At 68.4% G+C, this 14,459-nt stretch carries 10 protein-coding genes and 2 pseudogenes; 7 read left to right on the top strand and 5 right to left on the bottom strand.

Annotated elements, in window-relative coordinates; all coding sequences use genetic code 11:
• Window positions 1-64: 64 nt before the first annotated feature.
• Window positions 65-472: a DUF934 domain-containing protein gene (locus IPG65_RS16690; RefSeq protein WP_293191976.1), complete on the bottom strand. Its 408-nt coding sequence runs from the start codon at window positions 470-472 to the stop codon at window positions 65-67.
• A gap of 23 nt (window positions 473-495) precedes the next feature.
• A pseudogene (locus tag IPG65_RS16685) lies at window positions 496-2,304 on the bottom strand (nitrite/sulfite reductase).
• 237 nt (window positions 2,305-2,541) lie between these two features.
• Here IPG65_RS16685 and IPG65_RS16680 point away from each other — a divergent pair.
• A complete protein-coding gene (locus IPG65_RS16680; RefSeq protein ID WP_293191974.1) occupies window positions 2,542-2,754 on the top strand; it encodes a dodecin family protein in 213 nt (70 codons plus the stop codon).
• 71 nt (window positions 2,755-2,825) lie between these two features.
• Here IPG65_RS16680 and IPG65_RS16675 read toward each other — a convergent pair whose 3' ends face one another.
• From IPG65_RS16675 to IPG65_RS16665, 3 genes are all read right to left on the bottom strand, one after another.
• The gene (locus tag IPG65_RS16675) at window positions 2,826-4,499 is read right to left on the bottom strand and encodes a PhoH family protein (RefSeq protein WP_293191972.1); all 1,674 of its coding nucleotides are present in this window, start codon (window positions 4,497-4,499) and stop codon (window positions 2,826-2,828) included.
• 146 nt (window positions 4,500-4,645) lie between these two features.
• Window positions 4,646-5,122: a peroxiredoxin gene (locus IPG65_RS16670; protein ID WP_293191970.1), complete on the bottom strand. Its 477-nt coding sequence runs from the start codon at window positions 5,120-5,122 to the stop codon at window positions 4,646-4,648.
• A gap of 126 nt (window positions 5,123-5,248) precedes the next feature.
• Entirely contained in the window at window positions 5,249-5,644 is a 396-nt protein-coding gene (locus tag IPG65_RS16665; RefSeq protein WP_293191968.1) for an Mth938-like domain-containing protein, read from the bottom strand.
• 81 nt (window positions 5,645-5,725) lie between these two features.
• On the opposite strand from IPG65_RS16665, the gene IPG65_RS16660 reads away from it, so the two are divergent.
• The 6 genes and pseudogenes from IPG65_RS16660 to IPG65_RS16635 all read left to right on the top strand — a co-directional run bounded on the left by IPG65_RS16660 (window position 5,726) and on the right by IPG65_RS16635 (window position 14,452).
• Complete coding sequence (locus IPG65_RS16660) at window positions 5,726-7,000, top strand: pyridoxal phosphate-dependent aminotransferase (RefSeq protein WP_293191966.1); 1,275 nt, start codon at window positions 5,726-5,728, stop codon at window positions 6,998-7,000.
• A 38-nt stretch (window positions 7,001-7,038) separates the two neighbouring features.
• Window positions 7,039-8,364: a homoserine dehydrogenase gene (locus IPG65_RS16655; RefSeq protein ID WP_293191964.1), complete on the top strand. Its 1,326-nt coding sequence runs from the start codon at window positions 7,039-7,041 to the stop codon at window positions 8,362-8,364.
• A 25-nt stretch (window positions 8,365-8,389) separates the two neighbouring features.
• Window positions 8,390-9,037 (top strand): SGNH/GDSL hydrolase family protein, encoded by a 648-nt coding sequence (locus IPG65_RS16650; RefSeq protein WP_293191962.1) that lies wholly within the window; start codon window positions 8,390-8,392, stop codon window positions 9,035-9,037.
• A 7-nt stretch (window positions 9,038-9,044) separates the two neighbouring features.
• Complete coding sequence (thrC, locus tag IPG65_RS16645) at window positions 9,045-10,472, top strand: threonine synthase (protein WP_293191960.1); 1,428 nt, start codon at window positions 9,045-9,047, stop codon at window positions 10,470-10,472.
• A gap of 67 nt (window positions 10,473-10,539) precedes the next feature.
• Window positions 10,540-11,079: pseudogene (gene mobB, locus IPG65_RS16640) on the top strand (molybdopterin-guanine dinucleotide biosynthesis protein B); the annotation flags it as partial.
• A 187-nt stretch (window positions 11,080-11,266) separates the two neighbouring features.
• Window positions 11,267-14,452, top strand: coding sequence for a cytochrome P450 (locus IPG65_RS16635; RefSeq protein ID WP_293191958.1), 3,186 nt, complete (start codon window positions 11,267-11,269; stop codon window positions 14,450-14,452).
• Window positions 14,453-14,459: the final 7 nt, after the last annotated feature.

The following is a 14,459-nucleotide window of genomic DNA, read 5'->3' as shown; positions in this document are numbered from 1 at the left end:
CCCGCTGCGCGTGGTCCGCTGCCCCCCAGGGGGGCCTTCGCGCCTTCGGACGGTCGGGCGGCGCTCATGCCGCCTCCCGCACCGGCCCACGCGCGAAGTGCGGGCGCGGCTCCAGCACGTCGCCCTGGTAGAAGGCGGCGTAGCGGTCGAACTGGCGCTGGGCCGCGTCGGCGTTCACGCCCTCGGCCAGCACGGCGCTGGTGAAGCCGCTGCGCTGCATGTGCACCAGCAGGTCGATCAGCACGTCGCCGGTGGCCCGGATGTCGCCCTTGAAGCCGTGGCGGCGGCGCAGCAGCACGGCCTGGCTGTAGGCGCGGCCGTCGGTGAACTTGGGAAAGGCGAGTTCGATGCGATCGACGTCCTGCAACGCGCCGCCCGCCGCCAGGGCGGCCAGGTCGGCGTCGTTGTCGATTTTCAAGACTTTTTGGCTGTCAGTCGGCACCGGTTCTGAGCCATTAGCTATTATTTTCATAGTAATCTGATCTCTGGACGTCTTCAGGCCGCGGCTTCCGCGGCCGCGCGCGAGGCGCGGTGGCCGGGGTCGTGGCGCGCCGCGTTGGCCGCTTGCTTGAAGGGCTCGTGGCCGACGCGCCGCAACGTGTCGATGAAGTGTTCGGCGGCGCTCGTGCGCAGGTCGCGGTAGGTGGTCAGCACCGCTTCGACCACGTCCGGCACCTCGGCGGCCGAGAACGAGGGGCCGACCACCTTGCCGCCGATGGCTGGGCCCGACAGGTGGGTGCCGTCGGAGCCGCCCAGCGTGACCTGGTACCACTCCTTGCCGTCCTTGTCGACGCCCAGGATGCCGATGTGGCCGCTGTGGTGGTGGCCGCAGGAGTTGATGCAGCCGCTCATGTGCAGGTCGATGGGGCCGAGGTCGGTGATCTCGTCGATGTCCTGGAACAGCTCGGTCAGCGCGGCGGCGATGGGCAGCGAACGCGCGTTGGCCAGCGAGCAGAAGTCGCCGCCGGGGCACACGATCATGTCGCTGATCAGGCCGATGTTGGGCTGGGCCAGGCCCAGGACGCGCGCTGCCTCGTACAGGGCGGGCAGGTCGCTCTCGAACACCCAGGGCAGCATCAGGTTCTGCTCGTGCGTCAGGCGCGCCTCGCCGGCGGAGAACTGGTCGGCCAGACGGGCCAGCGCGTCCAGGGTGTCTGCGTCGGCGTCGCCGGGCGCGAAGCCCACGCGCTTGAACGACAGGGTGACGGCGCGCAGATGCGGCTGGCGGTGGCCGCGCACGTTCTGTCGCAGCCAGCGCTGGTACATCTGGCCCTCGGTCTTGACGGTGGAGGGCAGGTTGGCGGCTTTCAGCTCGGGCACCACGAAGTTGGCGGTGACGCGGTTCAGCTCGGCCTGGGTGATGGTGTGCGGGGCGCCGTCCTGCTCGACGATGGCCTTGTATTAGGCCTCCACCGCGTCGATGAACTTCTGGCCCTCGGCCTTGACGAGGATCTTGATGCGCGCCTTCCACTTGTTGTCGCGCCGGCCGTAGCCGTTGTAGACGCGGATCACGGCCTCGATGTAGTTCAGCAGCTGGTCCCACGGCAGGAATTCGCGCACCACGCTGCCGATGACCGGCGTGCGGCCCATGCCACCGCCGACCTTGACGGTGAAGCCCACGGCGCCGTCGTCGGCGCGGCGCGCCTGCACGCCGATGTCGTACCAGCCGGTGGCGGCGCGGTCTTCTTCCGAGCCGTTGAAGGCGATCTTGAACTTGCGCGGCAGGAAGGTGAATTCGGGGTGCAGCGAGCTCCACTGGCGCGCGATCTCGGCGAACGGGCGCGTGTCGACGATCTCGTCCTGCGCAATGCCCTCGTAGGCCTCGCAGGTGATGTTGCGGATGTCGTTGCCGCTGGTCTGGATGCCGTGCATGTGCACGCTGGCCAGCAGGTCCATCACGTCGGCGGCCTGGGTGATGGGAATCCAGTTGAACTGGACGTTGGTGCGCGTGGTGAAGTGGCCGTAGCCGTACTTGAGCGGCGCCGCGGCCAGGGTCAGGCCCGGCTGGGCGGCCTGCAGCTCGTCCTGCGTGGCCTGCGCGTGGGCCAGCAGCTCGGGCGCCGGCTTGTCGTGGTCGCGGGCGATGCGCGCCAGCATGCGCAGCTGGGCGCTGCTGATCTCGCCATAGGGCACGGCGATGCGGGCCATGGGCGCGTAGCGCTGGATGTACCAGCCGTTCTGCAGGCGCAGGGGAAGAAGCTGCTCGTCGGTCAGCTCGCCGCGCTGCCAGCGCTCGAGCTGGTCGCGGAACTGCTGGGCGCGCAACTGGACGAATTGGCGGTCGAAGTCGGTGTATTGGTACATCGCGGCGTGAGAAGAAGTCCACGAAGCGGCCACGGGGCCACCTCAGATGGGCGCCAATGTACCGGCGTCTTATGTGGAATCAAACGAATACTTTGTTGTTGATATATGCCGATCCCGCATAAGCGGGTCGGCCGTGCGGCTGACGGGCTGAGCAGGCCGCGTCCCACAGGCGGGCGGTGACCTGCCGATTAAGGTGAAGCGTCGTCAACCCCATGAAATTCCCTCAGGAGAAAACCCATGAGCGTCGCCAAAGTCATCGAAATCAGCGCTTCCAGCACCGAGAGCTTCGAGGATGCCATCCTCGCCGGCGTGGGCCGCGCCACCGACACCATCGACAACGTGCGCGGCGCGTGGATCAAGGAGCAGAAGGTCGTCATCGAAGGCGGCCGGATCAAGGTGTACCGCGTGAACATGAGCGTGACCTTCGTGGTCGGCGAGGTGGACGAGTAAGGCTGGGCGCCGGACCGCCAAGAAGAAACCGGCCAGAAGGCCGGTTTCTCGTTGAGGCAACGGCGCGAGGGCTACAGCACCTCGCTGGCGAAATCCGCCAGCCGCGAGCGCTCGCCGCGCGCCAGGGTGATGTGCCCGCCGTGCGGCCAGCCCTTGAAGCGGTCCACCGCGAAGGTCAGGCCCGAGGAGCCCTCGGTGAGGTAGGGCGTGTCGATCTGCGCCAGGTTGCCCATGCAGATGATCTTGGTGCCCGGGCCGGCGCGGGTGATCAGGGTCTTCATCTGCTTGGGCGTGAGGTTCTGCGCCTCGTCGATGATGATCCACTTGTTCATGAAGGTGCGCCCGCGCATGAAGTTCATGCTTTTGATCTTGATGCGGCTGCGGATCAGCTCGTTGGTGGCCGCGCGTCCCCATTCGCCGGCATTGCCGCCGTCGCCCTTGGCCAGGAATTCGAGGTTGTCGTCCAGCGCGCCCATCCAGGGGCCCATCTTCTCCTCCTCGGTGCCGGGCAGGAAGCCGATGTCCTCGCCCACGCTGACGGTGGCGCGGGTCATGATGATCTCGGTGTAGCGGCGCTCGTCCAGCACCTGCGTCAGGCCCGAGGCCAGCGCCAGCAGCGTCTTGCCGGTGCCGGCCGTGCCGGCCAGGGTGACGAAGTCGATCTCCGGGTCCATCAGCAGGTTGAGGGCGAAGTTCTGCTCGCGGTTGCGCGCCGTCACGCCCCACACGCCGTTCTTCAGGTGCGTGTAGTCCTTCAGCGTGCGCAGCACCGCCGTCTTGTCGCGGATCTCGGTGACGCGGGCGTACAGGCTGGGCTCGCCGGGCGATTCGAAGTAGACGAACTGGTTGATCTGCAGGCCGGCCACCACCGGGCCGCCGATGCGGTAGTAGGTGGCGCTGCCGCTCTGCCAGCTCTCGATGGTCTTGCTCTGCCGGGTCCAGAAGTCGGGGGGCAGTTGCAGGCTGCCGGCGTACAGCAGGTCGCCGTCCTCCAGCGTCTTGTCGTTCTCGTAGTCCTCGGCGGCCAGGCCCAGCGCGCGTGCCTTGACGCGCATGTTGATGTCCTTGGACACCAGGATGACCTCGCGCGGGGCGTACTGCTTCTCCAGCGCGGCGACGACGCCGAGGATCTGGTTGTCGGCCTTGCCCTGGGGCAGGGCGGCGGGCATGGTGGCTTCGAGCGGCGTGGTCTGGAAGTACAGCTTGCCGTTGGCGTCCACGTGGCCGGCGGAGTCGAGCCTCAGGCCGTGCGCCATGTCGGCGCCCTTCACGCCGGCCAGCGCGTCCAGCAGGCGGCTGGTCTGGCGGGCGTTGCGGGCCACTTCGGTCATGCCCTTCTTGTGCCCGTCCAGCTCTTCGAGCGTGATCATGGGCAGGTAAATGTCGTGCTCGTCGAAACGGAACAGCGCCATCGGGTCGTGCAGCAGCACGTTGGTGTCGAGCACGAACAGGCGCGTGGGGCCTTCGGACCTGGCCTTGCGCCGGGGGGCCGGGCGTTCGGACGGCGGGGCCCTGCGCGCTGGAGGTGTCAGGACGGGCGCTGGCGGCGTGGGCTCCGGCGCGCGCGCCAGCAGTCGCGCGGGCGCGCGGGCAGCGGGCGGGGTGGGGGCGTCGCCTTGGGGCGCCGGCGTCGCCTCGGGCTGGGCGGCGCGCGCGGGACGGACCTTGGCGCGGCGGGCGGACAGGTCGATGACCTCGGTGGACAACTGGGCGCCGCGCTTGGCGGGCGGGGGAGGCAAGGGCATGGGCGTGCGCGGGAAGGGTCAGTGAGAGCCCAAAGAAAAAGCCGCTCGGTCAGCCCGGGCGGCTCTTTCATGAGAGGGAAGTCGAAACGGCTGCAACCACATCGCGGCCCATTATGCATGAGCCCGGATGAGCGCCCAGCCCGGGCTCACGCGGCTTTCTTGAGGATCTTCACGGCCTTCAGGACTTCTTCCACGTGGCCGGGAACCTTCAGGCCGCGCCACTCTTGCACGAGGATGCCCTCGGGGTTGAGCAGGAAGGTGCTGCGCTCGATGCCCTTGACCTTCTTGCCGTACATGATCTTGTTCTTGACCACGCCGAACATGTGGCACATCTTCTCCTCGGTGTCGGCGATCAGCTCGAAGGGCAGTTCCAGCTTGGACTTGAAGTCCTCGTGCGACTTCATGTTGTCGCGGCTGACGCCGAACACCACGGCGCCGGCCTTGACGAAATCCCTGTATTTGTCGCGGAACTGCATGGCCTCGGTGGTGCAGCCGGGCGTGTTGTCCTTGGGGTAGAAGTACAGGATCAGGGCTTGGCCGACGTGCGTGGTGTTGGTGACTTTGACGCCGCCGGTGGCCATCGCTTCGAATTCGGGAAGGGGTTTGTTGACAACGATCGCCATATGAACTTCAATCTCCGGACGTTTTGGGATGGGCAGCGGGGGCACGCAGGCTGCGCCGCCGCATCTTCGGGCCGCAGCGTCGATCCGCCACGATCTCGGATGCCACGGACAACAGTTGCCAGCCCGTTATTTTAACCCATCCGCCCGCGGCGCGCCGGACTCTAGCAGCAGCGCGGCGACCACGCGCCGGCCTTCGCTGGCCAGGATGTTGTAGGTGCGGCAGGCCGCCGCCGTGTCCATGGTTTCGATGCCGATGCCGGCCTCGACGAGCGGCCGGATCCACGCCGGGCGCGGAAAGCGCAGCCGCTCGCCGCTGCCGAACACCACCAGCTCCGGCCGGCTGGCCGCCAGCGGGGCGAAGTGCTCGGCCGTCAGCTCGTCGAATCGGGCGCACGGCCACGGGGCACGCTCGCCGGTGCTGTGCAGCAGCAGGCTGCGTTCGATGCGCTCGCTGCCGACGGCGACCCAGCCGGGTCCGTAGGCGGTGATGGCGGCGCCGAACTGGTCGGACTGGAACTTCATGCGGGGAGATGTCCTGGTGCGGCGGATGTGTTCCAATTCTATGTTTCCCTGCGGGGCAAGCCGTCCAAGAGGTTTTGCATCATGAAGACGATCTCCAAATCAGCCAAGCTGGCCAACGTGCTGTACGACGTGCGCGGACCGATCGTGGACGCAGCCCGGCAGATGGAGGACGAGGGCCAGAAGATCATCAAGCTGAACATTGGCAACATGGCCCCGTTCGGCTTCGATCCGCCCGAGGAGGTCATGCAGGACATGATCCGCAACCTGCCGGATTCGGCCGGCTACTCGGACAGCAAGGGCATCTTCGCGGCGCGCAAGGCCGTGATGCACTACACGCAGCAGCAGGGCATCGCCGGCGTGACGCTGGACGACATCTACCTGGGCAATGGCGCCAGCGAGCTGATCGTGATGGCCACCAACGCGTTGCTGAACGACGGCGACGAGCTGCTGCTGCCCTCGCCCGACTATCCGCTGTGGACGGCCGCGACCAGCCTCTCGGGCGGCGTGCCGGTGCACTACGTGTGCGACGAGGCCAACGGCTGGATGCCCGACCTGGCCGACATGCGCGCCAAGATCACGCCGCGCACGCGCGCCATCGCGGTGATCAACCCCAACAACCCCACCGGCGCGCTCTACAGCGACGAGTTCTTGCGCGGCATCGTGCAACTGGCGCGCGAGCATGACCTGGTGCTGCTGGTGGACGAGGTGTACGACAAGGTGCTGTACGAAGGGGTGCGGCACACCGCGATGGCGTCGCTGTCCACCGACGTGCTCACGCTCACCTTCAACTCGCTGTCCAAGGCCTACCGTTCCTGCGGCTACCGCGCCGGCTGGATGGTGATTTCGGGTCCGAAAGAGATAGCCAAGGACTTCATCGAAGGCCTGAACATGCTGGCCAACCTCAAGCTCGGCTCCAACGTGCCGGGCCAGTGGGCGATCCAGACGGCGCTGGGCGGCTACCAGAGCATCAACGACCTGATCCGCGAGGGCGGCCGCCTGCGCCGCCAGCGCGACCTGGCCTACGAGCTGATCACCGCCATCCCCGGCGTCAGCTGCGTCAAGCCGCAGGCGGCGCTGTACATGTTCCCGCGCCTCGATCCCCGGGTCTACCCGATCGCGGACGACCGCCAGTTCTTCATGGAGGTGCTGCGCGCCACGCGCGTGATGCTGGTGCAGGGCTCGGGCTTCAACTACCCGGACAACCAGCACTTCCGCATCGTGTTCCTGCCGCACGAGGACGACCTGCGCGAGGCCATCGGGCGCCTGGCGAAGTTCCTCGAGCAGTACCGCCAACGCCACGCCAAAGGGGCGCCGGTGGTCGAGATTGCTACCAAAAAAGGAGCTGCTCGCGCATGAATGGTGAGGGCATCCACGGTTTTTCTTCAGAATTTGACATGAAAGCTATCCAAGTAGGCCTGCTGGGCATCGGCACCGTCGGCAGCGGCACTTTCGGCGTGCTGCGGCGCAACCAGGAAGAAATCCTCCGCCGCGCCGGCCGCGGCATCGAGATCACCATGGTGGCCGACCTCGACACCGCGCGCGCCAAAGCCCTCGTGGGCGACCAGGTGCAGGTGGTGGGCGACGCCCGCGCCGTCATCGCCAACCCCGACATCGACGTGGTGGTCGAGCTGATCGGCGGCTACGGCATCGCCCGGCAACTGGTGCTGGAGGCCATCGCCGCCGGCAAGCATGTGGTCACCGCCAACAAGGCGTTGCTGGCCGTGCACGGCACCGAGATCTTCAAGGCCGCCGCCGACAAGGGCGTGATGGTGGCCTTCGAGGCCGCCGTGGCCGGCGGCATCCCCATCATCAAGGCGCTGCGCGAGGGCCTCACGGCCAACCGCATCCAGTGGATCGCCGGCATCATCAACGGCACCACCAACTTCATCTTGTCGGAGATGCGCGACAAGGGGCTGGACTTCGACGCCGTGCTCAAGGAAGCCCAGCGCCTGGGCTACGCCGAGGCCGACCCCACCTTCGACATCGAGGGCGTGGACGCCGCGCACAAGGCCGCCATCATGAGCGCCATCGCCTTCGGCATCCCGGTGCAGTTCGACAAGGCCTACGTCGAAGGCATCACCCGGCTGGCCGCCACCGACATCCGCTACGCCGAGCAGCTGGGCTACCGCATCAAGCTGCTGGGCATCACCAAGCGGCGCGAGGGTGAGGGCATCGAGCTGCGCGTGCACCCCACGCTGGTGCCGGCCAAGCGGCTGATCGCCAACGTCGAGGGCGCGATGAACGCCGTCGTGGTCCACGGCGACGCGGTCGGCACCACGCTGTACTACGGCAAGGGCGCCGGCGCCGAGCCCACCGCCAGCGCCGTGATCGCCGACCTGGTGGACGTGACGCGCCTGGCGACCAGCGACCCGCGGCACCGCGTGCCGCACCTGGCCTTCCATCCCGGCGCCATGAGCGCCGTGGACGTGCTGCCGATGGAGCGCGTCGTCACCAGCTACTACCTGCGCCTGCGCGTGGCCGACCAGGCCGGCGTGCTGGCGCGCGTGGCCGCCATCCTGGCCGACGCCGGCATCAGCATCGACGCCCTGCTGCAGCGCGAGGCCGACGAAGTGGGCGGCGAGGGCAGCACCCAGACCGACCTGATCATCCTGACGCACGAGGCCCGCGAGGGTGCCATGAACGCGGCGCTGGCCCAGTTGCAGGGCCTGCCCAGCGTGCTGGCGCCCATCGTGCGCATCCGCAAGGAAGAGCTGAGCTGAACGTGGCTTGAACGCGCGGCTTGGCATGCAGCACATCCTGGTCTATGGCGACTCGTTGTCCTGGGGCATCGTGCCGGGCACGCGCCAGCGGCTGGCGTTCGATGCGCGCTGGCCCGGCGTGATGGAAGGCGCGCTCGCCGCGCAGGGCCGGCGCGTGCGCGTGATCGAGGACTGCCTCAACGGCCGCCGCACCGTGTGGGACGACCCCTTCAAGCCGGGCCGCAACGGGCTGCAAGGGCTGGCGCAGCGCATCGAGGCCCAGTCGCCGCTGGCGCTGGTGGTGCTGATGCTGGGCACCAACGACTTCCAGGTCATGCACGCCAACAACACCTGGGGCAGCGCCCAGGGCACCGCCGCGCTGATCCACGCCATCCGCACCGCGCCCATCGAGCCCAGCATGCCCGTGCCGCCCATCCTGGTGGTCGCCCCGCCTCCCGCCCAGGTGGCACGCGGGCCCATTGCTCCTAAATTCGAGGGTGCCGAAGCCAGGTGCGCCGGTCTGGCCGATGCCTTGCGCGCCCTGTGCGAAGCCGAAGGCTGCGCCTTCTTCGACGCCGGGAGCGTCACGCCCACCAGCGCGGTGGACGGCGTGCATCTGGATGCGCCGCAGCATGCCGTGCTGGGGCGAGCGATGGCGACCGCCGCCATCCCGTTGCTTGCGCTCTCGAGCTGAAGAAAGAATGAACTACCTCTCCACCCGTGGCGACGCCACCCCCCGCAAGTTCTGCGACATCCTGCTGGAGGGCCTGGCGCCCGACGGCGGCCTGTACCTGCCCGACCACTACCCGCGCATCGACGCCGCCCGCCTGGCCGAGTTGCGCCGCGTGCACGCCGGCCAGGGCTACGCCGCGCTGGCGTTCGAGATCCTCTCGCTCTACATCGACGACATCCCCGCCGCCGACTTGAAGACGATCTGCGACAAGACCTACACGGCCGAGGTGTTCGGCACGCGCGAGATCGTGCCGCTCAAAAAACTGGAGGACGGGCTGTACCTGGAGGCCCTGTCCAACGGCCCCACGCTGGCCTTCAAGGACATGGCCATGCAACTGCTGGGCCACCTGTTCGAGTACGAGCTGGCCCGGCGCGGCGAGCAGCTCAACATCCTCGGCGCCACCAGCGGCGACACCGGCAGCGCGGCCGAATACGCCATGCGCGGCAAGCGCGGCATCCGCGTGTTCATGCTCAGCCCCCATGGGCGCATGAGCCCATTCCAGCAGGCGCAGATGTTCAGCCTGCAAGACCCCAACATCCACAACATCGCCGTCGAAGGCGTGTTCGACGACTGCCAGGACATCGTCAAGGCCGTCAGCAACGACCTCGCCTTCAAGGCCCGCTACAAGATCGGCACCGTCAACTCCATCAACTGGGCGCGCCTGCTGGCTCAGGTGGTGTACTACTTCGCCGGCTACTTCCAGGCCACCCAGTCCGACGGCGAGCGCGTGAGCTTTGCCGTCCCCAGCGGCAACTTCGGCAATGTCTGCGCCGGCCACGTGGCGCGCATGATGGGCCTGCCCATCGACCGGCTGGTGGTGGCCACCAACGAGAACGACGTGCTCGACGAGTTCTTCCGCACCGGCGTCTACCGCGTGCGCGGCGCGGCCGACACGCATGAGACCTCCAGTCCCAGCATGGACATCAGCAAGGCCAGCAACTTCGAGCGCTTCGTGTTCGACCTGCTGGGCCGCGACGGGGCCGCCACGCGCGCGATGTTCCACGACGCGCTGGGCACGGACGGCCGGTTCGACCTGGGTAGCGACGCCCGCTTCGCCGACGCCGCCGGCCGCTACGGCTTCATCAGTGGCAAGAGCACCCACGCCGACCGCCTGGCCACCATCCGCGAGGTGGACCAGCGGCACGGCGTCGTCATCGACACCCACACCGCCGACGGCGTGAAAGTGGCACGCCAGCACCTGCGCCCCGGCGTGCCCATGATCGTGCTGGAGACGGCGCTGCCCATCAAGTTCGCCGCCACCATCGAGGAGGCGCTGGGCCGCGCGCCCGACCGTCCGGCCCGCTTCGAGGGCATCGAGGCCCTGCCGCGCCGCGTGCGCGTGCTGCCGGCCGACGCCGCCGGCGTCAAGGCGCTGGTGGCCAGAGAATGTGAATGAAATTGGCTTCTAACCCGCATGTATATTACGCCTGCAGCTACCATTTTCATAGTATCCTGAGGGTGGCGCGGTGAAGGTCGTCGGTTTCGCCGGCTTTTCCGGCGCCGGCAAGACGCAGCTCATCGAGCGCGTGATCCCGGCGCTCAAGCGGCGCGGCCAGCGCGTGTCGGTGGTCAAGCACGCGCACCACCGCTTCGACATCGACCACCCCGGCAAGGACAGCTTTCGCCACCGCGAGGCCGGCGCCTTCGAAGTGGTGATCGCTTCCAGCCGACGCCTGGCGCTGATGCGCGAGTTCGAGCGCGAGGCCGACCTGAGCGTGCACCACCTGATCGCCGAGCTGCACGACGGCGTGGACTGGGTGCTGGTGGAGGGCTTCAGGCACTGCGACCTGCCCAAGATCGAGGTCTGGCGCGCCGCCGCCGCCCAGCCCGTGTGCTACCCCGACGACGGCTTCATCGCCGCCATCGCCACCGATTCCCCCGCCCGGCTGCCCGCGCCGACCCTGCGCCCGGTGCTCGATCTGAACGACGCCGAGGCCGTGGCGCGGTGGCTGATGGACCACGCCAGCCGCTTCGAGTACGACGCCGGCCGCCACGCCGCGTGAGAAGGCCCCCACGCTCCGCTGCTTCGCATGCTGCGCTGCCCCCCGAGGGGGCTTTTTCATCTTTGGGGCGGCCCGGCGATGAAAAGTGGCGGGTTTTCCGGTAGCCTGCCGCTGGCCCGGCTCGCTTATGATTGCCGCGCAGGCCGCGCCAGCCGCCGGCACTCACAACCCCAGAGAGGCAGATCCCATGGCTCAGACCCAACCCATTCCGCAACCCAAGACCGACCCCTTCATCGGCAACCTGCGCTCGGTCGACGGCGACGCGCCCATCCAGGGCTTCATGCGCCTGGCGCAGCTCTACGGCCCGATCTACCAGCTCGACTTCTTCGGCGCCCCGGTGGTCATCGTCAGCTCGCAGGAGCTGGTCAACGAGGTTTGCGACGAAACGCGCTTCGACAAGCGCGTGTCCGGCGCGCTCAAGAACATCCGCGACTTCGCGGGCGACGGCCTGTTCACAGCCAAGACCGACGAGCCCAACTGGGCCGTGGCACACCGCCTGCTGATGCCGGCCTTCGGCCCGCTGGGCATTCGCGGCATGTTCGACCGCATGCTCGAAATCGCCGACCAGATGCTGCTGCGCTGGGAGCGCTTCGGCCCGTCCAACGTCATCGAGGTGACCGAGGACATGACGCGCATGACGCTGGACACCATCGCCCTGTGCGCGTTCGACTACCGCTTCAACAGCTTCTACCAGCGCGAGATGCACCCCTTCGTCGGCGCCATGGTCGATGCGCTGGCCGAGTCCGGCGCCCGCACGCGCCGCCCCGAGATCGCCAGCAAGCTGATGGTGGGCAAGCGCCGCGCCTACGAGCACGACCTGGAGCTGATGCGCAAGGTGGCCGGCGAGCTGGTCGCCGAGCGCAAGCGCGACCCCGATGGCGCCAGCAAGAAGGACCTGCTGGGCATCATGCTGCAAGGGCGTGATCCGGTGACGGGCGAGGGCCTGTCGGACGAAAACATCCGCCACCAGCTCATCACCTTCCTCATCGCCGGGCACGAGACGACCAGTGGCATGCTGTCGTTCGCCACTTACTTCCTCATGAAGAACCCCGAGGTGATGGCCAAGGCCCGCGCCGAAGTCGATGCCGTGATGGGCGACGAGATGCCGCGCGTCGAGCACATCGGCAAGCTGAAATACGTCGAGCAGGTGCTGCTGGAGACGCTGCGCATCTGGCCCACGGCGCCGGCCTTCGCGCTCAAGCCGCTGGGCGAGACGGTGATCGGCGGCAAGTACGCCCTCACCAAGCGCGACACGGTGATGGTGCTCATTCCCACGCTGCACCGCGACACCCAGGTCTGGGGCGACGACGTGGAGAGCTTCCGCCCCGAGCGCTTCACGCCCGAAAACATGGAAAAGCTGCCGCCCAACGCCTGGAAGCCCTTCGGCAACGGCCAGCGCGCCTGCATCGGCCGGCCGTTCGCCATGCAGGAGGCCATCCTGCTCGTGGCCATGATCCTGCAGCGCTTCGATCTGATCGAGGAAGACCCCGGCTACCAGCTCAAGGTGGCCGAGACGCTGACGCTCAAGCCCGAGGGCTTGCGCATCCGCGTCAAGCGGCGCGGCACCACTTCCTTCAAGCCGCGCAGCGTGCTGGCGCCGGCGGCGCCCGCGTCCAAGCGGGCCGACGCGCCCGCCGCCCGCATGGCGCCCGACGGCCCCACCACGCCGCTGCTGGTGCTCTACGGCTCCAACACCGGCTCGGCCGAAGCCTTTGCCGAACGCATCGCCAACGAGGCCGGCGCCCAGGGCTATGGCGCGCGGATGGCGTCGCTGGACGAGTACACCGGCAGGCTGCCCACCGACGGCCCGGTGATCCTCGTCACCGCCTCCTACGAAGGCCAGCCGCCCGACAACGCGCGCCAGTTCGCCGCTTGGCTCGACGGCCTGAAACCGGACGAGCTGACAGGCGTGCGCTACGCCGTGTTCGGCTGCGGCAACCGCCAGTGGGCGCGCACCTACCAGGCCGTGCCCAAGCGCTTCGACGCCGCGCTCGAAGCGGCCGGCGCCACGCGCCTGCGCGGGCGTGGCGAGACCGACGCCGGCGGCGACTTCTTCGGTGCCTTCGACGACTGGTACGCCGGCCTGTGGTCCGACTTCGGCCAGGCGCTGGGCAAGCAGGTGCAGGCCGCCCCCAGCGGCGCGCAGTTGCAGGTCGAGGTGGTCAAGGACGCGCGGGCCTCGCTGCTGCGCCTGGCCGACCTGCAGTACGGCGAAGTGCTGGAAAACCGCGAACTGGTGGACTTGACCTCGCCCCTGGGCCGCTCCAAGCGCCACATCGACATCAAGCTGCCCGAGGGCATGGGCTACCGCGCCGGCGACTACCTGGCCGTGCTGCCGCACAACCCCATCGGCGTGACCATGCGCGCGCTCAAGCGCTTCAACCTCGCCTCCGACAGCCAGATCGTGATCCGCAAGCCCGAGGGCAGCGTCACCTCGCTGCCGGTGGACTTGCCGGTGAACGCCAGCGAGGTGCTGTTCCACTACGTCGAGCTGGCCCAGCCCGTCACGCGCGGGCAGGTGGCGCAGTTGGCCGCCATGACCGAAGGCCCGCAGCAGGGCGAACTGGCCGCGCTGGCCGACGAGACAACCTACCAGCGCGACCTGCTCGACAAGCGCGTCAGCCTGCTCGAACTGCTGGAGCGCTACCCCGCCTGCCGCTTGAGCTTCGCCGCCTTCCTGGAGATGCTGCCGCCAGCGCGCGCGCGGCAGTACTCCATCTCGTCCTCGCCGCTGTGGAACGCCGAGCGCTGCACGCTGACCGTGGCGGTGGTCGATGCGCCCGCGCTGTCCGGCCAGGGGCGTTTTCAGGGCATGGCCTCCACCTTCCTGGCCAACGCCGCGCCCGGCACGCGCGTGGCGTTGGCGGTGCGGCCGTCCAACGACCTGTTCCACCCGCCTGGCAACCCCGAAACGCCCATGATCATGGTCTGCGCCGGCACCGGCCTGGCCCCGTTCCACGGCTTCTTGCAGGAGCGCGCACGGCAGGCGCAAAGCGGGCGCAGCGTGGGCAAGTCGCTGCTGTTCTTCGGCTGCGACCACCCCGACGTGGATTACATCTACAAGGACGAACTCGATGCGTGGGCGGCGGCGGGCGTCGTCAGCGTGCGCCCCGCCTTCTTCAAGCAGCCGCAAGGCGACGTGGCCTTCGTGCAGCACCGCCTGTGGCAGGACCGCGCCGACGTGGCCGAGTTGTTCCGCCAGGGTGCCACGGTCTATGTGTGCGGCGACGGCCGCCGCATGGCCCCCGCCGTGCGCGAGACCTTCATGCGCATCTACCAGGAGGCGATGAACAAGAGCGCCGAGGAGGCCGAAGCCTGGGCCGAGCGCGTGGAGCGCGAGACCGGGCGCTACGTGTCCGACGTGTTTGCATGACGGGCGC

It is taken from the genome of Ottowia sp. (assembly GCF_016703145.1).
GTDB lineage: Bacteria > Pseudomonadota > Gammaproteobacteria > Burkholderiales > Burkholderiaceae_C > Ottowia.
Note: the sequence above shows the minus strand (reverse complement) of the source record. Positions and strands in the feature narration are given on the sequence as shown.